The following is a 22273-nucleotide window of genomic DNA, read 5'->3' as shown; positions in this document are numbered from 1 at the left end:
TGGGGTGACACGCATGAGTGACGATTACCGCCACGACCGGATCGGCACCGCGCTGCGAGGCGAGAACCCGACAGTCATCCGCCGTTTGACGGGCGGATTCGCGGTGATCGGGGAGGTCCAATTTCTTCCCGGCTATTCGGTCCTGCTCGTCGATGAACCGGGCGTGGAGCGGCTTTCCGACCTTTCACGCACCAAGCGCGCCGCCTTCCTGACCGATATGGATCACCTCGGCGAAGCCGTCGAGCGAGTCTGCGGGAGAATGGATCCGGCGTTCCGGCGGGTGAACCTGGAAATCCTCGGCAATACCGATCCGTTCCTGCACGCCCACGTGTGGCCGCGATACGACTGGGAGCCGGACGAATTCGTGCACATGCCGGTATGGCTCTATCCGCGCGAGCGGTGGAACGATCCGGGGGATGCCCTGTCGCCCGGCCATGACGACATCCGCCAGGCGATCGGCGCGGAGCTCGACCGACTCGGGTCCGCGCCGCTGCCATGACCTACCAGGCGAGGTCGTCGACAGCTAGCCAGGATTCGGTGGCGATCGTCGCCAGGGGCGGAGACGGGCGGCATGGTGGGGTTAGCACCACCGGAAAGAAGGGGGTTCGCCAGCTGGGGAGGGGGGCGGGGCGACTCGTAGCGTGACTGTGTCCGCAGCAGAAGGGAATTGTTTTGCGTATCAGGCAGAGTCGTCGGGTGTTGGCCACCGCGGTCGCGGCGGGGGTGGCGGTCGCTGTGTTGGCGGGGTGCGATTCGGGGGAGGTCGTTCAGGGTCGGGCGGAGGGTGCGGAGATCGGGCGGGCGGAAGTCATTGCGGCGCTGGAACATTTGGTATCGGGGGACAGATTGCCGGGGGCGCAGGTTGTGGTCAGTGATCGGAGCGGGGTGTGGGTGAGGGCCGCGGGGGTGGGGGATGTCGAGAGGGGGACGCCGTTTCCCGAGGATGCGCGGGTGCGGATCGGGAGCAATACGAAGACGTTTGTGGCGACTGCCGTGCTTCAGTTGGCGGCGGAGGGGAAGGTTGAATTGGATGCGGCGGTGGAGGAGTACCTGCCGGGGGTGGTGCAGGGGCCGGGGATCGACGGGAATCGGATTACGATACGGAATCTGTTGCAGCACACCAGTGGACTGCCGGAGTATGCGGCGGAGTTCGGGGTCACGCCCAAGCCCGGGCAGCTCGATATCTACAACGAGCGGACTCGGTGGATGAAGACCGATATTGCTGAGGTTGTGCGTAATGCGTTGACCGCGCCGGCGGATTTCGAGCCGGGCGCGCAGTGGGCGTATTCCAATACCAACTATGCGCTGGCGGGAATGGTGATCGAAAGGGTTACCGGGGGCACGGTCGGCGAGGAGATCACACGCCGGATCATCGAGCCGCTGGGCTTGCGTGACACCTATTATCCGGGGCCCGAGGAGATCGAGATCCGGGGTCCGCATCCTGTCGGATACAGCGCGCTGGGTGGAACGCTGGTCGATTACACGAATTTGAACCCGTCGTGGGCGGGTGCGGCGGGCGCGATGGTCTCGAGCGGCGCGGACATGAACCGGTTCTTCATGGCTTTGCTGGATGGGGAACTGCTCCCGGCCGATCAGCTCGCGGAAATGAAACGCACAGTGCCCGTGCCGGTTCCGGACGTGTCGATCGGCTACGGACTGGGTTTGATGCGTCAGACGCTGTCCTGCGGGAAGGACAGCTGGGGTCACGGCGGCGATATCGACGGATTCGAGACCCGCGGCGGCGTCACCAGCGATGGCCGCGCGGTCACCGTGAGCGTCAATCAGGTTCCCGAGCAGTCGCAGGCCACGGCCGATGTCGGGAAGGTCGTCGACGCCGCCCTCTGCTCGGCGTCCTGAGCCGGCGGCTGATCGCCCTTGTCCGTGCCGCGCCGGCGCTTGCGATGACTGGTGTCGCACAGCGGATAGATCGCGGAGCGGCGGCACAGGCACAGCGCGACCACGCAGCGGTCGGACCGGATGACGCGACCGTCGGCGGTGACGAGCTCCACCGGGCCCTCGACCAGGGCCGGGCCGTCGGCGGTGTAAGTGATTGTCCGCCGGTTACTTTCGGGGTCGGTCGGCACGGATCACCACCAATTCCTCGTCGTGCTGGCCCGGCATGAGCAGACCGCGCGCTGTCAGCCAGCCCGCGCGGCGGCGCAAGACCGGCCCGAACGGGATGGTCGCGCGGGCGACCACGGCGGCCTTCAACCCGCCGTCGCGCAGGCCGGTCACGGTGCGGTCGGCATCGCAGAGCCCGGAGTGGACCATGAGCAGAAAGCCCGTGGGGGACAGCCATTCCGGTGCGAGCCGGCACAGGGCGTCGATGGCCGACCGGCCCTCCAACCCGGCATCCCAGCATCGATCCCTGCCGCGGGGCGGGCCGGCCGCTGCGGCGGGCATGTAGGGCGGATTGGCGAGCACCACATCGAATTGCCGCCCGCGCAGCGCGTTTCGGAAGTCGCCGCGGATGAGCTCGATCCCGGCGCCGCGCAGGCGGCTGTTGAGCCAGGCCGAAACCAGCGCGGTACGAGAGATATCCACGGCCGTCACCGAGGCGGCGCGGGCCCGGGCGGCGGCAAGGGCGAGCACGCCCGTTCCGGTGCACACATCGAGGACCCGGCCGTGTGGCGGCGTACCCGCGTCGGCGAAGGCTCGGAGGAGCATGCGGGTATCGGCTTGGGGCTTGTAGACACCCGGTGCGCGTATCAACATCACGAGTACCGGATAGCCGGTGAACCGCTCGCTAATCCGCATGCCGGGTCCCCCGCGGGTCGATCGAGGGACCCGCCACGTCCGCGAGCAGGGAGCTGCGGTCCTGATTCCAGCAGGTCAGCACGTGCTCGGCGAATCGGTCCTCGAGCAGTGCGGTGGCCTGGATTCCGAAAACAATGTCCTCGCGCAGTCCCGGTTCACGGGTCAGCAGATCGCCGATGACCTCACGGCGCAGCAGCTGCTCGTGGACCGCGTCGGCCTCGACGTGCTCGCGGTAGAACAGCACACAGGCGGGGTCGGCTTCCAACCTGGTCAACGCCTCGACCAGACGCCGGGACGCCGGTGAGGACGTGATCTCCACGGACGCGAAATGACCTATCCCCGAGCCCCGCAGATCGCGGTGCAGGCCGAACAGCGACATCATGTTGACCAGCGCGAGCATGGGGGCCGGAACGACATCCAGATAGTGCAGGTAGCCCGGATCCAAACCGGCGCCCGCCAGCAGGTCCGCGTAGAGCCGGTGGTGAATCCGATCCCCACGCCCACCCCCGAACTCATCGAATTCGACGGCGACCAGCGCGGCCTTGGCCTGCCCGCGCAGCCGCGGAATCAACCACGCGTACGGGTCGGCCTCCTGGTGATGGAGGATCGAGCGATGCACGAAATACTCGCGCAGCTGCCACGGTAGGCCGTGGTCACGCAGGTAGGCGCCGAGACCGGTCTCCTCGGCGGGAACCGTCAGCAGTTCCTCGAGTTCCGCGTCGAGATCGCCACCTCCGGCCGTGCCGTCGCGCAGGGCCGTCAGGAACCGCCGTTCGAGTTCCGCACGCAGACCGAGCAGCCCGGAATCCCACTCCCAGCCCGGATCCACGCCCTCGAGATCGTCGTAGTGCAGCGCGTAGCAGGTGTGCAGCGCAAGCTGCAGATCATCGCCGTACGGGTCGGCGTCGCGGCAGACCGGAACCGGCGTTCCGGCCTGCCGCCGCAGCGTCTCGGCCACCGCCATCGACACTTCGCCGCGCGGGCGGGGCAGCGGTCTCGTGGTGTCGGTTTTCGCGAAACGCCGCACTGGGCAACTCCTCGGTTACGGGAATGTCCGGCATTGATCGGCGTACCCCGCCCGCGCCCCGCCAATCCCTGTGACGGCGTCCGAGGTTTTCGCACCGGATGCCCGGGTATGGCCGCAGCATCCGCCCTATCCGCGCCGAAGGGAGTACATCGTGGGATTTCCCGAGCAACAACAGCAGGTTCCCGGATCACAGCAGCGGATGCGCCCCGCGCCGGATTGCGGCGAGGACAGCTACCGCGGTTCGGGCAAGCTGACCGGCAAGATCGCGGTGATCACCGGCGCGGACAGCGGAATCGGGCGGGCGGTGGCCATCGCGTTCGCGCGCGAGGGCGCCGACCTGGTGCTCTCCTACCTCAGCGAGCACGAGGATGCCGCGGAGGTCGAGAAACTGGTGCGCGATGCCGGTCGCCGTGCCGTTCTCGTACCGGGCGACCTGTCCGACAGCACGCGCTGCTATGCCCTGATCGATACCGCCGTCAAGGAATTCGGCACGATCGACGTGCTGGTGAGCAATGCGGCCTATCAGATGACCCATGACAATCTCGAGGAAATCAGCGACGAGGAGTTCGACTACACCTTCAAGGTGAACGTGTCGGCCTACTTCACCTTGGTGAAAGCCGCTCTCCCGCATATGAAGGCGGGCGCCTCGATCATCGGCAGCTCTTCGGTGAACTCCGATATGCCCTCGCCCACTCTCGCGCCGTATGCCGCCACGAAGGCCGCGATCGCGAATCTGTCGGCCAGCCTGGCGCAACTGCTGGGCCCGCGCGGGATTCGCGTCAACAGCGTTGCGCCCGGGCCGATTTGGACGCCGTTGATTCCCTCGACCATGCCGGTGGAGAAGGTGACCGCGTTCGGTGACGACACTCCCCTGGGCCGGGCGGGTCAGCCCGCCGAGCTCGCACCGGCCTATGTGCTGCTGGCCGGCGACGACGGCAGCTACATCTCCGGTGCGCGGGTCGCCGTGACCGGTGGCCGGCCGATCTTGTAGTCGAGCGCGGGTAACCGCCGCTAGGAGGAATTCCGATGCCCGATAGTGCCGATATCCCCGATGATGCGCGCACGACGCGAACCCACGCCGGGGAAACCATTCTCGACAACCGCAATTGGCCCGGCCTGATCCTCATCCTGCTGAGCGTGGTCGGTCTCGGAGCGACACTCACCGCCGCCGGCTACGGCTTCGCCGGCTGGGCCGTCATCGCCGCGGTCGCGGGAGCGGTATGCCTGATCGGCGGCAGCGCCTTGATCCTGCTCGAGCACCGCAGGGTTCGAGCCCAGCGCGGACAGAGCCTCCGAGACCCGAAGGGCCACTAGCGTTCCGGGTCGATCGCACAGTGTCGCCATGCAGGCCGCGCTGACCGCTGCCGCCGAGATGGCCTAGGACTCGGCGACCGCCGCGAGGTAGGCGGCGGTCAATTCCGCGAGCACTCCATCCGCGGGGGCGGGCGCGCCCTCCAGGTGGGTGGCGCGCAATTCGGCCATGAACCGTTCCCAGAGTGGTGGCCCACCGGCGGCGAGCAATTCCGCTCGCACCGTCAGTTCCGGCGCGGTCTGCAACCAGGCCGCGCCCCACGCGCCGAGCTGCGCGAGGACCGGCACCAGCTGGATGGATGCCTCGGTGAGGTGGTATTCCACCTTCTGCCGATGACTCGGATCGTCGTGCCGGGTCAACAGGCCCGCGTCGACGAGCTTGGCGAGCCGGTTGGCCAGAATATTCGACGCGATGCCCTCCAGGGATGCGGCGAGCAGTTCCCGGAAATGCGTGTGCCCGCCGAACATCATGTCGCGCAACACGATCAGGCTCCACCGATCCCCCAGCAGCTCCACGGTCATATTGATCGGGCAGCCCGACTTTCCGGGCGGCACCGGCAGCTTGCGATGAACAACTGGTTGCGACACGAGATCAGTCTAGGTAGATTCGCAACCGATTGCACGTTGCAACCAGAAGGATTTCTCATGGCACAGCTGGTCCGCGTTCAAAACTTCATGGTCTCCGCAGACGGCTACGGCACCGGCGAGGGCCAGAGCCTCGACCGTCCCTTCGGCCACGCCGACCCGGGCGCCTTCTTCGCCTGGGCGGGCGCCACCGCGCACTGGCCCAACCGCACCGATCCGGGCGGGACCTACGGCCTCGACGACTACATCACCCGCGATTACGCCAACAATATCGGCGCGGAAATCATGGGCCGCAATAAATTCGGCCCGCAGCGCGGACCGTGGGAGAACTACGACTGGCAGGGCTGGTGGGGCGACGAACCCCCCTTCCACACCCCGGTCTTCGTCCTCACCCACCACGCGCGCCCGTCGTTCACGCTGGGCGAGACCACATTCCACTTCCTCGACGCCTCCCCCAAGGACGCCCTGGCCCAGGCCTTCGAGGCCGCCGGCGGCAAGGACGTCCGCATCGGCGGCGGAGTCGCCACCGTCCGCCAGTTCCTCGACGCCGACCTCATCGACCAACTCCATTTCGCCGTCTCGCCGATCGAACTCGGCCGCGGCGAACGCCTCTGGAACAGCCCCGACGACCTCCTCGACCGCTTCCACCTGGAGAAGGTCCCGAGCCCGGGCGGCTCGGTGGTCCATCATTTCTTCTGGCGCAAGTGACCGGCCGAGCAGGAGCAGCCGATGATCATCGTCGCAGGGCATATCCGCGTGGACGCCGCCGAGCGGGACTCCTACCTCGCGGGCTGCGTCGCCGTGGTCGACCAGGCGCGCACCACGCCCGGCTGCCTCGATTTCTCCGTCAGCGCGGACCTGCTGGACCCCGAGCGGGTGGTGATCTTCGAGCGCTGGGAGACGCGTGCCGCGGTGCAGGCGTTTCGCGGCAGCGGGCCCAGCGCGGAGCAGACCGCCGCGATTCGGTCCGCCGCGGTGGCCGAATACGACATCGCGGGGGTGCGGTCGCTGACGTGAGCGGTGTTTCGCGCGGCAGCGTGTCGAGGAGCGCTGACGGGGTATCGACCATTCGTGACGTTCGATCTGACTCCGACGGCAGCGCAGCACGACCTGGCCAAGCGGGCGCACGAGTTCGCCCGCGACCGCATCCGGCCGGTGGCGGCGCATTATGACCGGGCCCAGGAGTTTCCGTGGCCGATCTTGGAGGAGGCCGCCGATCGAGGGTTCTACAGCCCGCTGTTCTATCGCGACCTCATCGGCGATTCGACCGGGCTGTCACTGCCGATGTTCATGGAGGAAGTGTTCTGGGGCTGCGCCGGGATCGGATTGGCGATCGTCATGCCCGCCCTGGCGCTGTCGGCGATCGGCCGGGCCGCCACACCCGAGCAGATGTTGCGCTGGGCCCCCGAATGTTTCGGCACGCCCGGGGATCTGAAACTGGCGGCACTGGCCATTTCCGAACCCGAGGGCGGCAGCGATGTGCGCAACCTGCGCACCCGCGCCGTCCGCGACGGCGACGAGTGGATCATCAACGGCCACAAGATGTGGATCGGCAATGGCGGCATCGCCGACGTGCACGTCGTGAACGCCGTCGTCGACGAACAGCTCGGCCACCGCGGCCAGGCCCTGTTCATCGTCCCCGGCGGCACGCCCGGCCTGGAACTGGTCCGCAAGCTCGACAAACTCGGCTGCCGCGCCTCCCACACCGCCGAGCTGACGTTCACCGATGTCCGCATCCCCCTGGACCACCTGCTCGGCGGCATCGACAGACTCGAGCGCTCCCTGGCCACCCGCCGCGCCGCCATCCGCGGCGACGGCCGCTCCGGCTCGGCAACCCTGGGTACGTTCGAGCAAACCCGCCCCATGGTCGCCGCCCAGGCCCTCGGAATCGCCCGAGCCGCAATCGAATACATGACCACCTACGCCAAGCACCGAGAGGCCTTCGGCTCCCCCATCATCGACAACCAGGGCATCGCCTTCCCCATCGCCGACCTCTCCACCCAACTCGACGCCGCCCGCCTGCTGACCTGGCGCGCCTCCTGGATGGCCGCACGAGGCGTCCCCTTCCACCGCGGCGAAGGCTCCATGGCCAAACTCGCCGCCAGCGAACTAGCGGTCCGAGCCACCGAACGCGCAATCCAAACCCTGGGCGGCTGGGGCTACATCACCGACCACCCCGTTGAAAAATGGTTCCGAGACGCCAAGCTCTACACCATCTTCGAGGGCACCAGCGAAATCCAGCGCATAGTAATCTCCCACGCCCTCGGCGCAGCCCCCGACCGCCCACCCCTCCACGTCGACCTCGCCCCCTCCGGCGGCCCCCTGAGCAAACTCTTCGGCCGCGGCGCCGAAGCCCGCACCAAAGCCGCAGCCACCGCCCTCAACATGCGCGACCGCGTCCCGGCCCCCGTAGTGAAAGCCGCCCTGAAGATCCTCCGCCCACCACGCTGACCTCGCGGACGTGACCGAGAGGACCTGTCGTGCTGAGATATCCGTCCATGCTCGGATGGGTTCCACTCACAGCCCGGCTTCGAGTTCGGCGGCTCGACGGAAGTCGTCGGCCAGTTCTGGGCCGGTGGCTCCGGTGGACCTGGCGCGGGTCAGTAGTCGTTCGGCCAGGGTCGAATCGCCTTGGCGGACTGCTACGTCGGCGCGGAGGACCAGGAGTTTGACGAGTTGGGTGGGGGTTGGTTGCTCGTCGGTTCGATGGAGGGCTCGGTCGAGGACTTTCACCGCCAGTTCCAGGTCCTGTTTGGAATCGGCGAAGAGAGAGCCCATGTGGATGGCGCGGGCGAAGGCTTCTTTCGGGAGCGGGCGGTGGCGCTGGTCGTCGCTGATCGGCTGGGCGATCTGGATGGTGTTGCCGGCGGGGTCGTTCAGCAGGAACTCTCGGACGCCGTAGGTTTTGTTCTTCAGCGCTCCTACTCGCGGAAGTCCTTGTGTGGGTACGGATCCGAAGGCTTGCCGGAGTCCTTCTGTGAAGGCCGCGTACAGGTAGTCAACGTCATCGGTGTCGATCAGGCAGCCGTGGGTGGAGGTGGTTGGGTCGAACTTCTTGTCTCCGTAGAAGTTCAGCTCGATGCCGCCGCGTTTCACGCTGAGGAACTGGTAGGGCGCCGTTTGCCGGAAAGTGATCTCGAAACCGAGGGCGGTGTAGAAGTCGGCCACCGGGTCGATCGATCGGGCCATGAGTCTGGGAATTGCCTTCTCCGTCATGGATCTGAAAGTAGGGACGCGGGCCGGTGGCGCGCACATGAAAGTGAGAAGGCCGACTTTCCCTGGTCATCGACGATCTGGTGCTATCTGGGTGCCGGTACGAGCGTTGCGACACCGTGAGCGGGGTGATAGCCGAGGTGATCGCCCGCGCTGCGCGAATCGTAGACGCGGTCGATCTTGACCGGTAACGGCCAGCCTTGACGGTGGAACAGCATTGGACCGGCGATATTGAATGTGCCGGTGACATTGGGGCGTTCGGCGGCCAGCCGGTGCGCGCGAGCGACGTCGCGGACGTCGACTCCCCGATAGAGGCGGTGTGCGGCCTGGATGGCGGGCGGCTCGGGGAAGCAGCGGGCGATGCGCAGCACGCTCGATGTGAACGGGTGATGAGCGCTCGTGACGAGGGTTTCGGCCTCGAGCTTGGTTTCGTCGTAGATATCGCGCGGCCGGGTTGGGAACGGTGATGGTGACCGGGTCATCCGGTCCCACGTAGGCCGACATTACCCGGGTAGGCCGAATCGGCATGATCATCCGGTTTCGTCCCGCTATCGCAGGGCACCCGCGTGGCATGAACCCTGAAACCGATCCAGCGGACATGCTCGACGCGACCGAGAGCCTCGATTCCGATGATGTCCGAAACGAGGACGGTGACGAGGTCGTCGCGCCGCCCGACGAGTGGCAGGCCGCCGATCGTGACGAGATGACGGCGCGCGGTCAGCGTGAGGGCGAATCACACGCCGATCGCCTGGCCGAGGAGGTCGCCGAGGGCGACGGCCGATCGACGGCCGACCTCGACGACCCGAACCTCGTTGACACAGAGGATGACCGGCCGACCCGCCGTCATCGCGGGCAGGTCTCCGGCGCACCCGAGGACGGCGATTCCTTCTTCCCGGGAACCGCCTGACCTCTCACCGCCCGGGGCGTGGCACATCGCCACGCCAGGCGCCGGTCTCGTGCGGCCGATCCTCGATGAACTCCTTGAATCGGCGCAGATCTCCCTTGATCCGGCGATCGAGCAGCCCGGTCTTGTCGCCGACGTTCTCGACGAATCCCTCCGGATCGATATCCATCTGAGTGATGATGCGGGTGGTGTCGTCGCTGATGCGGTGGAAGGTGACCACCCCGGCATGACAGGGCCCGCTGTCGGAATGCCAGGCAACCCGCTCATCGGGATGCTGTTCGGTGATGGTCGCATCGAATTCGCGTTCCACCGGACCGAATTTGACCTTCCAGTGCGTATGGGTCGCATCGAGCTGATCGATCCGCTCCACGCCCTCCATGAAATGCGGGAACGATTCGAACTGCGTCCACTGGTTGTAGGCGGTACGCAAGGGCACGTGCACCTCTGTCGACGCGGTGATGGTGCTCATCGGGGTCTCCTCTGATCGTCGTGTCCCTCGCCTACCCGGGCGGCAGCCCACGAAACCGGTGTCCCGGTACCGCATTGCGCGCCCAGCCGCGGTTCAGGCGCGCTGACGTTCGGCCCGCTGCCGGATCAGCTCCTCGGCCACCGCTACAACACGAACATGTCCGACCAGGGCTGGGTGGTCCGGCCGGACAGCGCGGCGAGCAAGGCCGCGGCCTGGCTGTCGGTCAGCGAGGCGACGAAGTCGATGATCGCGCGCCCACGCGCCAGTTCATGGATCACTTCGGGAACCCGCCCGGTCGGTCCTGCCGCACCGAACACCGCGGACATGTCCGTTGCGGCGAGCGTGCGATATTCGGCCTCGGCGCGTTCGGCCAGATCCTGCAGCCGGCGCGGTAGCCGGCTCGCCTCGTCGCGATCACCGATCCAGCGGTCGAGCGCCTCCACCAGCGCGGTCACCAGCCGCGCCTGTCCACGCTGATGCAGCGCGAAATCCGGCCGCAGCAGCACGAACTGCTTGTGCACGAACTTGAGCACCTGAACCTCGTGCCACTGCGCGGGCGCGAGCAGTACGTGCCCGGACCGCGTCGGCGGATCCGGCACCACACCGATCCCGGACACCAACCGGCTCGTCCACCCGGCCGAGAACCGCCCGACCGCCTGCTCGGCCTCCGCCGAGCCGTCGAACGGCATGGCGAGCAGACCTTCCACCAGCTCCGCCTGCACCCGCGACACCGCGGCGGAGAAGGCATCGTCGTCCACGATCCAGGAATCCCTGCTGTGCAGCCGGCGACGCAGCAACTCGAGGGACTGCCCGGGTCGCCGCGACCACTTGGCCAATTCGGTGTCGTCGATCGCGGCGAGTTCCCTTGCATGAGAACGCCATTGGCCGAGCTCGGCGGCGACCGGCGCGTGCTGCAGCACGCCGATGCGGTGGAAGTCCTCCAGATCGTGGATGGCATAGGCGATGTCGTCGGCGATATCCATCACCGAGGCCTCCACCGTCTGCTGCCAGCCCGCCAGCTTCCCGGCGAAAGGCGCTCTCGCCTGGGCCATCTCGTCGAGTTCGGTGATGTACACGGAGAACTTGCTCGACCCGCTGTCCGGCGCATCGGCGGGCGCGGAAGCGCCCCGTGGCGGATCAGCCATGTCGCGGGGATGCGGGTCGGGATGCGACAGGCGCGTCCACGGGTACTTCAATATCGCCGCGCGCACGGCGGCGGTCAGATCGAGCCCGACCCCGATCGGCCCACCCGCATCGGTGCTGGTGACGATCCGCAAGCTCTGCGCATTGCCCTCGAACCCGTCCGGCAGTGCGAACCGCTCCCGGGCGAGCCGGTCGAGCACCTGCTCACCGAGATGCCCGAAAGGCGGATGACCGAGGTCGTGCGCCAGCCCGGCCGCCTCCACCACATCGGGATCACAACCGCCGAGCTCATCCAACAACGGCAGGAACCGCTCATCGGCCGCCAGCCGCTCCGCGATCGCCCGTCCCACCTGAGCGACCTTCAAGCTGTGGGTCAACCGGTTGTGCAGCAGACTGGAACCGCTCGCGCTGACCACCTGCGTCACTCCCCCGAGCCTGGCGAAGAACGGGGAGGCGATGATCCGATCCCGATCGACCCGATACGGGCTCACCGCGAGATCGGCAGAGGCGGGGCGGGCGGCCGGGGCGGACCCCTGCCACCGCCGACCCTGCCGCGGGTCCGGACCATCACCAATCATGATCTCGACCCTACTGCGGCGCCGTCCTCGACGAGACAGACCCATGATCCGATCCCCTCCGTAGCGGCCGGCAGGCCGATCGAGCGGCTCAGGGTCGCAGCGTCGCGGTGGCGATGTCGAGGAATTCGCGCACGAGCTTGTCGCGATTGTCCGCGGCGACGGCCAGGCAGGTCTCGGCCGCGGGGGCGTCGGCGACGGGGCGGTGGACGAGGTCGGGGCGGACGTAGGCGCGGGCCACGGTCAGTGGGACGAGGGCCAGGCCGTGCCCGGAAGCGATGCGCTCGAACTTTTCCTCCAGTGACGATGACCGTCTGGCCGGGGTGTCGAGCATCCGTTCGCCGTCGAGGTCGGCCCGGGTGAGTTCGCGGCGCGCGGCCAGCGGGTGCGTGGCGGGCATGCAGGCAACCCTGGGGTCGTGACCGACCGGAATGGTGCGCAACCCGGTTTCATCGAAAGGCCTTCGCAGGTAACCGATCTGGGCGCGACCGTCACGCAGTGGCGCATCCGGCTCCCACCAGCGCACCGGGACGACGTCGGTTTCGACCTCCGGGCGCCGCACCGAGAACTCCCGGATCGCTTCGGAGACATACAGTCCGGCCGAGAAGGCGATCACCAGCCGCCGCACGCCGCGATCGGCATCGTGGACGCGCCGCACCGCCGCGTCGACGGCCGTGAGGATCCGCTGCGCCTCCTCGTGGAGCTGCTGTCCGGCGGCGGTCAGCTCCACGGTGCGGGTGGTCCGCACGAACAGCTCGCAATCCAGTTCCTGTTCGAAGGCTTTGATCTGGCGACTCAATACGGGCTGAGCGATGTAGAGCTGCGCCGCCGCCCGGCCGAAGTGCCGGTGCTCGGCCACCGCGGCGAAGTAGCGCAGCTTGCGCAGATCCAGATCCATACCCTCACGGTATCAATCGACGGAAAGGGTCTTGGACGCCGAGAGGCGCCGTTCCCCAGACTCGAAGCATGATCGTCATCACCTCCCCCACCGGCCACATCGGCGGCCGACTGCTCGAGATTCTGCTCGAAACACCCACTCGCAGTGAGGAATTGCGCGTCATTGTGCGCGACCCCGGCAAACTCCCGGAGGCGGTCCGCGCCCGCGTCGACATCGCCACCGGATCGCACGGCGACCCCGATGTCGTGGACCGGGCCTTCACCGGCGCGGACGCGGTCTTCTGGCTGGCGCCGCCCGATCTGCACGCACCGAGCCTGGACGCCGCGTACCTCGGATTCACCCGCGCCGCCACGAAAGCGTTCACCACCCACGGAATCGGCCACGTCGTCGGCGTTTCGGCGCTCGGGCGCGGCACTCCCGTCGCGGCTCGCGCCGGGCATGTGACGGCCTCGCTGGCAATGGACGACCTCATCGCGAGCACGGGCGTCGCCTACCGGGCGCTGGCCAACCCGACATTCATGGACAACCTGCTGTGGCAAGCGGTTTCGATCCGAGACGACGGCGTCTTCACCGGCACAGTGGCTCCTGACCGCACGTCCGTCATGGTCGCCACCCGCGATATCGCCGCCGCGGCCGCCCACCTGCTGCTCGACCGCTCCTGGACGGGAACCGGCGAGGTCCCGGTACTGGGACCGGAGGACCTGACCCCGAACGACATGGCGCACATCATGTCCGAGGTATTCGGCCGCCCCATCCGCTACCGGCACCAGTCCCTCGACGACTTCCGCGCCACCCTGACCGCGCGAGGCATCGGCGACCCGATCGCGACCGCCTACGTCGACATGATGCGCGCCAAGGAAAACGGCCTCGACGACGGGGTCCCGCGCACCGCGGCGACCGTCGGCCCGACGAGCTTCCGCACATGGTGCGAACAGGTCCTCGCACCGGCGGTCTCGATCTGAAACATCATCGACCGGGAACTGGTGGCGGGCCCTTCTCGGGCTTTGCCGCCACCAGTTCCCGGTCGATGTCATTTCACATGTGCGCGAGCGCGATTCGCGGGCTCAACGCGGGATTCGCGCCTCGGGGCGTGGTTCTCAGGGGACCCGGCACAGCCATTCGGTGCCGTAGTGGGCGGCATTGCCGCCGTCGAGGTGCACCCAGTGGCCGCCCTGGTCACCGCACGGCTCGCCTTCGACGGGCGGCGGGCCCGGGTTGGGCGCCGGAGCCGGGTTCGGCCTCACGCCGGCACTGCCGGTGAACACACCGTCGGGCAGGGGAATGGAAATGCCGGGGGCCGGCTGCCACACATCGGCATTCGCGGTCGCGGAGGCGATCAGCGGCACCGCGATCATGCTGGTCGTAGCTGTCAGTACTGCTGCGAAACGCTTCATTGCCGGCCTTTCTCGCGGCACGGACGGAAGGTCGAAGGGCCGACTCCCCGGTCCGCGCACGCCACACAACGGGACTGTTCGAAAGCGTGATCAGCGACCACGCAGAGATCATCGACCAGACATCCGAGCGGCATTAGCAAATTTCGTGCAAATGTGACCATGATCCGCGTCACCGCAACCCGGAGTTGTGCGCCGGGCCACCGGGTCCCCTACCGCCGCCGAGAGACCTCGTACCGGACGACCCGAGACCTCATACCGGACGACCCGACCGGACGTCTCGTGCCCGGTCTCGCGCCGCCTGTCTTCTCAGCACGTCGACCTCGGACCCCGGCGAATTCGGGTCGAAGCCGTGCTCGGCCAGCCAGCGAACGCCCAGCAGGCTGCGCAACGACCACCACGCACGAATCACCTCGAGGTCGGCATCGCCGCCGTAGCCCGCGACGACGTCGCCGAGATGTTCCTCGTGGCCGAGCGTCAATGTGGCGAGGTCGAACATGGCATCGCCCGGCGCCGCCTCGGACCAGTCGATCACCCCGGTGATCTCGTCACCGTCGGCGAACACATGCGCGACCTGCACATCCCCGTGCGTGAACACCGGCGTCCACGGCCGCAGCGCAGCCTCGGCAATCCGCCGGTTGCGGCCAACCACCTCGGCGGGAAGAACACCGTTCGCGACGATCCACCCACATTCGTAGTCGAGCTGCGCCGCGAACTCATCGAGGCTGCGACCGGTCCACGGCGGCAGCGGTGCGTCGTGCAGCCTCCGTACGGTGGCCCCCGCCGCCGCCCACGCCGCCGACGACGCGCTCGACGGCTCGCCGAGGCGGCCGAGCGCCCTCCCCGGCAGCGCCGCCAGCGCGAGTACAGGCGGCTTGCGCCACAACACTTCCGGAGTCGGGATCGGCGCCAGAGCCATCGCCTCGACCTCGATATCGGTACGCCCCTGATCAGCGTCGACCTTCAGGAACACCTCGCCCACGCGCAAGGTCGCGCGCTCGTGGTGTGCGACAACGACCTCGACCTCTTCCACGCCGGTAATTATCGCGACGACGGCCACCGGCGTCGCCGGGTTTTCCGTTCACGCTCGCACCGTCGGCTCGCCCATGACTCGCCCTGGATTCGGATGTACGACATTGATGATGTACGACATTGATACAGCCACGGTATTGCCCGCCGCTCGCCACAACCCGTGGCTCATCTCGGCCGGTGGAGCTTCCGGGCGCCCGCGCCGGCCGATTCGCTCGGCCACCGAATTGCTAGCATTCGCAGGTGAAATCGGTGGGTGAGCATGCGCGGCTGTGGACGGCGCCGGCGAGCCCGCAGGTGGATCTGCTCACCGCTCGGTTCGAGACGTTCGCCTTCGATAAGCACAGTCATGAGCAGCTGTCGGTCGGGGTTATCGAGGAGGGGGCGGAAGGGCTGCACATGGCGGGCGGGAAGGTGGTGATTCCCGCCGGGCAGCTGGTGATCATCAATCCGGAGCAGGTGCACACCGGGTTTGCCGCGGTGAATTCCGGATGGCGGTATCGGATGTTCTATTTCGATACCGCATTGGTGGAGGAGCTGGCGGGTGAGCGGCTGGGTACGCGTGCGGTGTGGTTTCCCGAAACCGCTGTGCGCGATGACGAATTGTTCGCGCGGTTGCGGGCGGTGCATCGGGAGCAGGAGCTCGCCGGGGACCCGCTGACCGCGGAGTCGCTGCTGCTGGCGGGGCTGGATGCGGTGTTGCGCAGACATGCTCGCCGCGGCCCGGTGGCGGCGGGCGGGGTGCTGCCGCGGCGGGGTATCGAGGTGGCTCGCCAGCTGCTGCACGATCGGTGGAGTGAGGCCGTGACCGTCGCCGAGCTCAGCGCTGCGGCGGGGGTGCCGCGGGCCTCGCTGATTCCCGCTTTCCGGGAGGCGTACGGGCTGCCGCCGCACGCCTATCTGCTGCGGTTGCGGGCCAATCGCGCGCGCCGGCTGTTGCTGGCCGGGCAGGCGCCGGCGGAGGTGGCGGTCGCGGCGGGTTTCGCCGATCAGGCCCACCTGACCCGGATCTGCAAGCGCTACTTCGGGGTGACGCCGGGGGCGATCCGGCCCTGAGCCCGGCTCGGCCGCTCGAGATTTTTGTTCAAGACCGCGAACCATACGGACCGTCAAGCTCTGTCGCGAATGTTGTGAGCGATGAAAGGCCGTGTGGGAACGATGATGTGGGTATTGGCGGTGTTCCCGCTGGTCGTCGTGCTGGGGACGATCATGGGATGGCGCAAGCCGGCGCACCTGGCCGCGGCCGCGGGTGTCGCCGTGGCGGCGCTGTTGATCTGGTGGCGGCCGGAGTTCACGCTGCCGGGTAGCGCGCTCGGCCGGGCCGCGGGCGGAGCCGGTCTGCTGGTGCTCAATGCGGCCGCGGTGATGCTTCCCGGTGTCTATCTCAGCCAGGTGCTCACCCGCCGCGGTGTGCACAACTCATTGCAGGAATGGGTGCGCGGGCTGCCTCTGCCGGTCCCCGCGAAGGTCGCGCTCGTGATCGCGGGAATCGCGCCAACGGTGGAGGCGCTCACCGGGTTCGGGGTGTCGCTGCTGGTCACCGTGCCGGCCCTGCTGGCGCTCGCATCGCCGCCGACCGCACTGCGGCAGGCCATGCTCGGGATGAACATCATGCCGTGGGGGACGCTCGGATTGGCCACCGTGATCGGCGCCGAACTCATCAGTCTTCCGACGGCGACGCTGGGCACCGCGACTGCGATCACCAGCAGCCTGGTCTTCCCCCTGGTGGCCGTGTGGGCGGCTTTGCTGGCTCGCCCCTCGCGGCGGTTGGGCGCCGCGGCCCTCGCCGCCGGCGCGGGCGCTCTGCTCTCGGCCGGACTGCTGACCTTCAATCGGCTGGGCATCGTCGCACCGGCGGGCGTGCTGGCCGGGCTGTTCACGACGGCCACCGCGCTGGTGCTGGCCGCCGTATGGCACCGGCACAACTCCGAAACAGGCTCACCCGCAGCACAGTTCGCCCGCGGCGAGACGACCGGTGAGATTCACGGGCGCGGTGCGCGCAGTCTGAAGCAGGCCGAACCCGCCACGGGCGGCCTGCTGCCTCCCCGTGCCGTCCTGCAGGCGTACGGCCTCGTTCTGGGCGGCATCGCGATCCTGCGCGCAGCGACCGCCGCCGGTGTCCCGCCGCTGAGCCTGCACGCCGGTGGCGCGAGCTTCGCGCTGCTGTCCTCGCCGGGTCTGCCGCTGCTGGCCGCCGCCCTGCTGCTGGACCGCGGCCGCCCGCACCTCCCGGATGCCCGCGCCGCCCTGGTGCGCGTCGCCCGCCCGCTGCTCGCCTTGACCGGCTTCGTCGCCCTCGGCCGGCTGATGTCCGACAGCGGCATGATCACCGAACTGGGCGCGGCGGTCGCCTCGGCCCCGCTGCTGGTGGTAGCCCTGGCCGCCCCCGCTCTCGGCATGCTCAGCGGTTTCGTCACCGGCTCGAACGTCGGCGGCAACGTCCTGATGCTGCCCCTGCAACAGCAGCTCGCCCCGGCCGGCCTGGACACCTGGTTCGCGGCGGTGCAGAACAGCGGAGCGGGCCACGCCGTCTTCACCTCCCTCCCGATGATCATGCTGATCCTGGCCGTGGCCGGTGACCACGCCAAGAACTCCGGCACCTCCGAACGGACCCTGCTCCGCTTCGGACTGCGGGTCGCGGCGGCGATCTACGCCGCCCTCTCGGTGGTCACGATCGTGGTGGTCTTCTTCGCGGCGGGCTGATCGATCCTCGCGGCTGCCGCCACTCCGCACGACCCTCGACTCGGAAAACCGGCTCCGATCCTGCGCACGGGCCGCGGAATTGCATGCGCCTGGCCCTCGATCGAGCGCGTATGGAAGGCTTCATCTTCGTCGACTATCTGGGCCGATTCCCGGAAGCCTTCACCGCCCTGCGCGACTGGCACGCCCGGGGCGATATCACGATCGCCGAAACCGTGAGCAGTGGACTGGAATCCGCCCCGAGCGCATTGCGCGCGGTCTTCGAGGGCGGCAACCTCGGCAAGCAATTGGTGCGGATCGCGCATTCGTGAAGTACCGCCACGTCGGCCTGGCGGGGTTCTAACCCGCATCGTTCCTCCAGCGAATCGTGCATGCGCCGCGCCCATTGCTGCCTGCGGGGAAATAGAGCCGTGCAATGGAATTATTGATGCGGTTTTCCGGGATTGTCGGCCTATTTGGTTTGTTCGACAGCGCAGGAAGGGACTCGGCGTGCGGGGTTGGTGGCGGTGTGTTGTGGTCGGGCTGATGGTTGCCTGTGCCGGGGGGCCGGTGGTGGCGCAGGGCGAGCCTGTGCAGCCGATGGGGGTGTTGCCGGATGAGATGGTGGAGGCTATTTCCCGGGATCTGCATATGTCCGGGGAGGAGTATTTGAGACGGGCGCGGGTGGCGCGGCAATTGGCGGGGTTCGCGGCTACCGCGCGGGAATTGTTTCCGGGGGCGGTCGAGCAGGTGGGGTTGGGCGCAGCCGGGCAGGGGGTGCTCGCACTGGCGCCGAATGTCGGCGCGGAACTCGTTCGAAGTGCGGCCGCTGCGGCCGGATTCGAGGTACGGGATGCGGTGACGGTGGAGCTGCCCGGCTCCCCGGCCCGCCCTGCGCCCGTGCAGGAGGGCGGGGAACGGGAGGCGGCGAGGGAGGTCGCCGGTGGGGATCCCTTCGTGGCCATGCCGCCGCGGGGAAAGAAGGTGGGTTTCGGGATGTGTTCCTGGGGCTTCAATGGGGTGGATCAGGATGGGGCGGCGGTCAATGTGACCGCGGGGCATTGCGATATGGAGGCGGAGAAGGAGCAACCGCATCCATTGCAGGTGTTCGCGCCGTCGACACAAAACGGGGTGGACACGCCGGTCGGCGTTTTCAAGAAGTCATTGACGTTCAAGACGAGCGAGCGCGATTACGCGATTGTTCGGATCAATGACGAGGCCCGGCCATTGTTCGACAACAACTTCGTTCGCAGCCGTGGCATGCAGGGGTTGCGGATCACCGGTGTCGCCGATCCGATTGTCGGCGCTCCCGTGTGCAAGCTCGGCCATACCACCGGCTTCACCTGCGGGGTGATCGTCGACGTGGACGAACCCTCCGATGACGGTCCGCCGCAGTCGTTCAGCCACACCGCTTTCCAATTCTCCGGGGACAGCGGAGGGCCGGTCATCACCGGTACGGAGGCCGTGGGCATTGTCAGCAGGCTGGAGAGCAAGCTGGATCTGCCCGTCGATCCTCGGGCCTATCTGGATCCTCGCTGGCAGGACCAGACTCGCAAGGATCTCTTTCGAGTCGTGGCCCAATCCGTCAGCGCGGTTCTCGCCGAGAATCCCGGCCTCCGTATCCGTACGAACTAGTTCACCCGCGGGAATGCACCGGCGCAGGGGTGGGTAGCAGGACCGCGGTCAGCGCGATCAGGGCGAAGGCCGCGCTGGACCACAGTGCCGAGGACGGGTGGCCGGTGTTGTCGACGACCACACCGGCAATGGCGGGGCCGAGGACGGCGCCGAGATTGAAAGCGGTTGTCGCCAAGGCGCCCGCGATATGGGGTGCGGTCGGGGCGGCGGATTGCACGATTGTGCCGATCAGCACGGAGCCGACGCCGAAGGCGGCCGCACCCGCTATCGCGGATGCCGTCAGAACGCCGGGGAGCGTGTGTGCGGCCAGCGCGGCCAGCGCCCAGATGCCGATCAGGGCACACGTTCCGATCTTGATGACTCGCGCGGAATGGCTGGCGAAGCGTCCGCCGAGCAGGACGCCGACGAAAGAGCCGACGCCAAAAATGCCCAGCACCACGGGAACCCACTGATCACCCATTCCCGGTACGCCGGCGGTGATCGAGCCCAGGTAGGTGAATCCGGCGAAGGTTCCGGCGTTGACCAGGATGCCCGCGGTGACGGCGATGAGGATGGATCGGTCGCCCACCACCGACCATTCGCGCAGGATCGACGGGCCGCGCCCGGTATGCTGGCCGGCCTCGCTCATCGCACGGCCGATCAGCACCCACAGCGGTATGAGAACCATCGCGCTGAGGATCGCGACGGCCCAGAACGCCGAACGCCATCCCCACAATTGGCCGAGCACCGTCCCCGCGGGAACACCGGCGATACAGGCCACCGTCACCCCGGATACCACCACAGCGGTCGCGCGGCCGACCGCGGCGGGCCCCACCAGCCGCGGCAGCGCCGCCAGTGCGATCGCCAGGAACCCGGCGTTCGAGATCGCGGCGAGCACACGCGTCACGAGCAGCATCGCGAATCCGTCTGTCACGGCGCCGATTACGTGGGCCAGGGCGAACACCGCCAAGAACGCCCCGAGCGAGTATCTGACCGGCAGCCGACCGGCCGTCATCGCCATGACCGGCGCACCCAGCACCATCCCGGCGGCGAACAGTGAAGTCAGCAATCCCGCTGCGCCGAGCGAGATCCCGACATCGGTCGCGATCTGCTCCAGCAGTCCCGAGACCATGAACTCGGATGTGCCCTGGGCGAAAACCGCGACCGCGAGCACGAAAACGACAATAGGCATGAAGAGGCAACTCTCCGGATACAGGGGCCACGATCAGGGCACCCGAGATGTGGCGCGATAACGGGTGATCCAGCACCCGACCGCACGAAAGGACATCGTCCGGCGCTGCGAGCAGCCAAACACCGCCAGCCACACGACAACTGGCACGACCACACTCACAACGCCGCCCGGCACACAGGCCAGGCGGCTACCGTTCGGATGCCTCCGGAGAATTCACGCCCCCACCCTAACAACCCACCCGCCCGAGCCAAACCGGCGCCCCCCTTCAGACACCGCTCCCGCCGCAGTATGTGAAACGACATCGACCGGGAACTGGTGGCGGCAAAGCCCGAGAAGGGCCCGCCACCGGTTCCCGGTCGATGATGTTTCAGATCGAGACGACGCCGGGCCGCCGCAATGCGCCTGCACCACACGACGGTTCGCTATCGCCCGCGCCGCGTTGAGGAACTTCTCCGCATCGAACTGAACCACCCCGACCACATCCTCGGCCTGTGGTGGGCCCTGCAACGCCGCCGACTCCGTATCAAGCCACACCGCTGACGGCCCTGTCGATGCGCAGCGCCACGTCGAGACTGTCGAGTACGGTGTCCGGTCCGATCGTGTTGACGGCCTTGCCGTTCAGGCAGTCCAGGACGTGGTCGATCATGGCGGAGTACTGGTTGACGTCGGGGACCTCGAGGCGGTCGGCGCCTGCGGCGGAGTACAGCGTGACGGCGGAGTCGGGCTTGCCGTCGAAGCCCATGGTGAAAGTGCATTCGAGCGTGGACTTTTCGAAGACGGCGCGATAGCCGCCGCGGCAGCCGTAGCTCATCGGCAGCATCGACGAGGTCGAGCAGCGGACGAGCGCGCTCGGATAGGCGAGCAGCGCGTCCACCGCGGCGGCCTCGGAATCCTTGGCTGTGGCGGCGACTTCGATATCACCGGGCACGCCCAGCGCCCGGACGATGGTGTCGAGATCGCCGAGCATCGAATCCAGGGGTATCTCCTTCAAGCCGATGCTCGCGCCCGGCCACAACAGCGCTGTATTCGTCTCCACCGTGAGCTGCAACAGCCGGCCGTGCGCCCCTGCGGTGACGGCGTCGACCAGCATGCGGCTCTGCGGCACGAAACGGTTGAACATATCCACGAACACCTGCTTGTCACTCGCGGCCGAGGCGGCGACGATGCGGCGGGCGTCGTCCATATCCGGCGCCAGCGGCAGTTCGGTCAGTACGTGCTTGCCCGCGGCCAGGGCGCGCAGGACGTGTTCGGTGTGCAGGCGCGTGGGCAGGCAGATGTCGATCAGATCGATGCTCGGATCGGCGTAGATCGAGTCCAGATCGGTGGTGGTCGGATAGCCGAACCGCGCGCCCATCTGCTCGGCCTTGGCGGGCGTGTGCCCGTAGATGACCACGTCGACGTCCGGATGAGCCTTGAACCCGGCGGCGTGCGCCTGGGCGATGCTCGTGCCGAGAAGCGCGACCTTCACGATGACCCCTTTCATTCT

General features: G+C 67.9%; 26 protein-coding genes and 1 pseudogene. 14 read left to right on the top strand and 13 right to left on the bottom strand.

Translation table 11 applies throughout. From position 1 onward, the window contains the following. The first annotated feature begins 13 nt into the window (after positions 1–13). Positions 14–499 carry a diadenosine tetraphosphate hydrolase gene (locus tag ACYQ5L_RS17735; RefSeq protein WP_459958798.1) on the top strand — a complete coding sequence of 162 codons (486 nt, stop codon included), beginning with the start codon at positions 14–16 and terminating at the stop codon, positions 497–499. Between the two features lie 197 nt (positions 500–696). Beyond that, positions 697–1857, top strand: a complete 1161-nt coding sequence (locus ACYQ5L_RS17730; protein ID WP_459958797.1) for a serine hydrolase domain-containing protein — start codon at positions 697–699, stop codon at positions 1855–1857. On the opposite strand, the gene ACYQ5L_RS17725 is transcribed toward ACYQ5L_RS17730, so the two are convergent. From ACYQ5L_RS17725 to ACYQ5L_RS17715, 3 genes are read right to left on the bottom strand one after another with little or no spacing between them, the layout of a single operon-like run. Continuing rightward, positions 1782–2084, bottom strand: coding sequence for a CDGSH iron-sulfur domain-containing protein (locus ACYQ5L_RS17725; protein WP_459958796.1), 303 nt, complete (start codon positions 2082–2084; stop codon positions 1782–1784). The two genes, ACYQ5L_RS17730 and ACYQ5L_RS17725, sit on opposite strands and share 76 nt — an antisense overlap. Further along, the gene (locus ACYQ5L_RS17720) at positions 2062–2757 is read right to left on the bottom strand and encodes a HemK2/MTQ2 family protein methyltransferase (protein ID WP_459958795.1); all 696 of its coding nucleotides are present in this window, start codon (positions 2755–2757) and stop codon (positions 2062–2064) included. Before ACYQ5L_RS17720 ends, ACYQ5L_RS17725 begins: the two co-directional genes overlap by 23 nt. Further along, positions 2747–3784, bottom strand: a complete 1038-nt coding sequence (locus tag ACYQ5L_RS17715) for an iron-containing redox enzyme family protein (RefSeq protein WP_459958794.1) — start codon at positions 3782–3784, stop codon at positions 2747–2749. The genes ACYQ5L_RS17720 and ACYQ5L_RS17715 overlap by 11 nt, the downstream gene beginning before the upstream one ends. A 151-nt stretch (positions 3785–3935) precedes the next feature. Between ACYQ5L_RS17715 and ACYQ5L_RS17710 the strand changes: the two genes are divergently transcribed. After that, a complete protein-coding gene (locus ACYQ5L_RS17710; RefSeq protein WP_459958793.1) occupies positions 3936–4775 on the top strand; it encodes an SDR family oxidoreductase in 840 nt (279 codons plus the stop codon). 35 nt (positions 4776–4810) lie between these two features. Then, the gene (locus tag ACYQ5L_RS17705; protein ID WP_459958792.1) at positions 4811–5098 is read left to right on the top strand and encodes a hypothetical protein; all 288 of its coding nucleotides are present in this window, start codon (positions 4811–4813) and stop codon (positions 5096–5098) included. Positions 5099–5161: 63 nt separating this feature from the next. Here the strand turns inward: ACYQ5L_RS17705 and ACYQ5L_RS17700 are convergent, their stop codons facing one another. Next, positions 5162–5683 carry a winged helix-turn-helix transcriptional regulator gene (locus tag ACYQ5L_RS17700; protein WP_459958791.1) on the bottom strand — a complete coding sequence of 174 codons (522 nt, stop codon included), beginning with the start codon at positions 5681–5683 and terminating at the stop codon, positions 5162–5164. A 57-nt stretch (positions 5684–5740) separates the two neighbouring features. Here ACYQ5L_RS17700 and ACYQ5L_RS17695 point away from each other — a divergent pair, with 57 nt between their 5' ends. Genes ACYQ5L_RS17695 through ACYQ5L_RS17685 form a run of 3 tightly spaced genes read left to right on the top strand, consistent with a single transcriptional unit; the run spans position 5741 to position 8131 of the window. Further along, positions 5741–6388, top strand: coding sequence for a dihydrofolate reductase family protein (locus ACYQ5L_RS17695; RefSeq protein WP_459958790.1), 648 nt, complete (start codon positions 5741–5743; stop codon positions 6386–6388). A 21-nt stretch (positions 6389–6409) separates the two neighbouring features. After that, on the top strand, positions 6410–6697 hold the full coding sequence (locus tag ACYQ5L_RS17690) for a putative quinol monooxygenase (RefSeq protein ID WP_459958789.1): 288 nt from the start codon (positions 6410–6412) through the stop codon (positions 6695–6697). A gap of 54 nt (positions 6698–6751) precedes the next feature. Continuing rightward, a complete protein-coding gene (locus ACYQ5L_RS17685; protein WP_459958788.1) occupies positions 6752–8131 on the top strand; it encodes an acyl-CoA dehydrogenase family protein in 1380 nt (459 codons plus the stop codon). Positions 8132–8197: 66 nt separating this feature from the next. On the opposite strand, the gene ACYQ5L_RS17680 is transcribed toward ACYQ5L_RS17685, so the two are convergent. Continuing rightward, entirely contained in the window at positions 8198–8896 is a 699-nt protein-coding gene (locus ACYQ5L_RS17680) for a bleomycin resistance protein (protein ID WP_459958787.1), read from the bottom strand. An 83-nt stretch (positions 8897–8979) separates the two neighbouring features. Next, positions 8980–9375, bottom strand: coding sequence for an NAD-dependent epimerase/dehydratase family protein (locus ACYQ5L_RS17675; protein ID WP_459958786.1), 396 nt, complete (start codon positions 9373–9375; stop codon positions 8980–8982). An 89-nt stretch (positions 9376–9464) separates the two neighbouring features. On the opposite strand from ACYQ5L_RS17675, the gene ACYQ5L_RS17670 reads away from it, so the two are divergent. Beyond that, complete coding sequence (locus ACYQ5L_RS17670) at positions 9465–9800, top strand: hypothetical protein (RefSeq protein ID WP_459958785.1); 336 nt, start codon at positions 9465–9467, stop codon at positions 9798–9800. A gap of 4 nt (positions 9801–9804) precedes the next feature. Here the strand turns inward: ACYQ5L_RS17670 and ACYQ5L_RS17665 are convergent, their stop codons facing one another. The 3 genes from ACYQ5L_RS17665 to ACYQ5L_RS17655 form a co-directional block, all read right to left on the bottom strand. Then, positions 9805–10266: an SRPBCC family protein gene (locus tag ACYQ5L_RS17665; protein WP_459958784.1), complete on the bottom strand. Its 462-nt coding sequence runs from the start codon at positions 10264–10266 to the stop codon at positions 9805–9807. Between the two features lie 143 nt (positions 10267–10409). After that, positions 10410–11987: a deoxyguanosinetriphosphate triphosphohydrolase family protein gene (locus ACYQ5L_RS17660; protein WP_459958783.1), complete on the bottom strand. Its 1578-nt coding sequence runs from the start codon at positions 11985–11987 to the stop codon at positions 10410–10412. A gap of 88 nt (positions 11988–12075) precedes the next feature. Further along, the gene (locus tag ACYQ5L_RS17655) at positions 12076–12882 is read right to left on the bottom strand and encodes a LysR family transcriptional regulator (protein WP_459958782.1); all 807 of its coding nucleotides are present in this window, start codon (positions 12880–12882) and stop codon (positions 12076–12078) included. Positions 12883–12950: 68 nt separating this feature from the next. Between ACYQ5L_RS17655 and ACYQ5L_RS17650 the strand changes: the two genes are divergently transcribed. Then, positions 12951–13844: an NAD(P)H-binding protein gene (locus ACYQ5L_RS17650; RefSeq protein ID WP_459958781.1), complete on the top strand. Its 894-nt coding sequence runs from the start codon at positions 12951–12953 to the stop codon at positions 13842–13844. Between the two features lie 135 nt (positions 13845–13979). On the opposite strand, the gene ACYQ5L_RS17645 is transcribed toward ACYQ5L_RS17650, so the two are convergent. Further along, positions 13980–14276 carry a hypothetical protein gene (locus ACYQ5L_RS17645; RefSeq protein WP_459958780.1) on the bottom strand — a complete coding sequence of 99 codons (297 nt, stop codon included), beginning with the start codon at positions 14274–14276 and terminating at the stop codon, positions 13980–13982. Positions 14277–14526: 250 nt separating this feature from the next. Next, entirely contained in the window at positions 14527–15306 is a 780-nt protein-coding gene (locus ACYQ5L_RS17640; RefSeq protein ID WP_459958779.1) for a phosphotransferase family protein, read from the bottom strand. A 239-nt stretch (positions 15307–15545) separates the two neighbouring features. Here ACYQ5L_RS17640 and ACYQ5L_RS17635 point away from each other — a divergent pair, with 239 nt between their 5' ends. From ACYQ5L_RS17635 to ACYQ5L_RS17620, 4 genes are all read left to right on the top strand, one after another. Then, complete coding sequence (locus ACYQ5L_RS17635; RefSeq protein WP_459958778.1) at positions 15546–16358, top strand: AraC family transcriptional regulator; 813 nt, start codon at positions 15546–15548, stop codon at positions 16356–16358. 81 nt (positions 16359–16439) lie between these two features. Then, positions 16440–18005, top strand: coding sequence for an L-lactate permease (locus ACYQ5L_RS17630; RefSeq protein WP_459958777.1), 1566 nt, complete (start codon positions 16440–16442; stop codon positions 18003–18005). 110 nt (positions 18006–18115) lie between these two features. Continuing rightward, positions 18116–18313, top strand: coding sequence for a hypothetical protein (locus ACYQ5L_RS17625; protein ID WP_459958776.1), 198 nt, complete (start codon positions 18116–18118; stop codon positions 18311–18313). A 202-nt stretch (positions 18314–18515) separates the two neighbouring features. Beyond that, entirely contained in the window at positions 18516–19616 is a 1101-nt protein-coding gene (locus tag ACYQ5L_RS17620) for a S1 family peptidase (RefSeq protein ID WP_459958775.1), read from the top strand. A 1-nt stretch (position 19617) separates the two neighbouring features. Here ACYQ5L_RS17620 and ACYQ5L_RS17615 read toward each other — a convergent pair whose 3' ends face one another. Next, positions 19618–20787 carry a Cmx/CmrA family chloramphenicol efflux MFS transporter gene (locus ACYQ5L_RS17615; protein ID WP_459958774.1) on the bottom strand — a complete coding sequence of 390 codons (1170 nt, stop codon included), beginning with the start codon at positions 20785–20787 and terminating at the stop codon, positions 19618–19620. A 375-nt stretch (positions 20788–21162) separates the two neighbouring features. On the opposite strand from ACYQ5L_RS17615, the pseudogene ACYQ5L_RS17610 reads away from it, so the two are divergent. After that, positions 21163–21327 (top strand): annotated as a pseudogene (locus tag ACYQ5L_RS17610) (helix-turn-helix domain-containing protein); the annotation flags it as partial. On the opposite strand, the gene ACYQ5L_RS17605 reads toward ACYQ5L_RS17610, so the two are convergent. After that, positions 21311–22255: a Gfo/Idh/MocA family protein gene (locus ACYQ5L_RS17605; RefSeq protein ID WP_459958773.1), complete on the bottom strand. Its 945-nt coding sequence runs from the start codon at positions 22253–22255 to the stop codon at positions 21311–21313. The pseudogene ACYQ5L_RS17610 and the gene ACYQ5L_RS17605 sit on opposite strands and share 17 nt — an antisense overlap. Between the last annotated feature and the right edge of the window lie 18 nt (positions 22256–22273).

This window comes from Nocardia sp. IFM 10818 (genome assembly GCF_054655275.1).
This window is presented reverse-complemented; position numbering and strand designations above follow the sequence as displayed.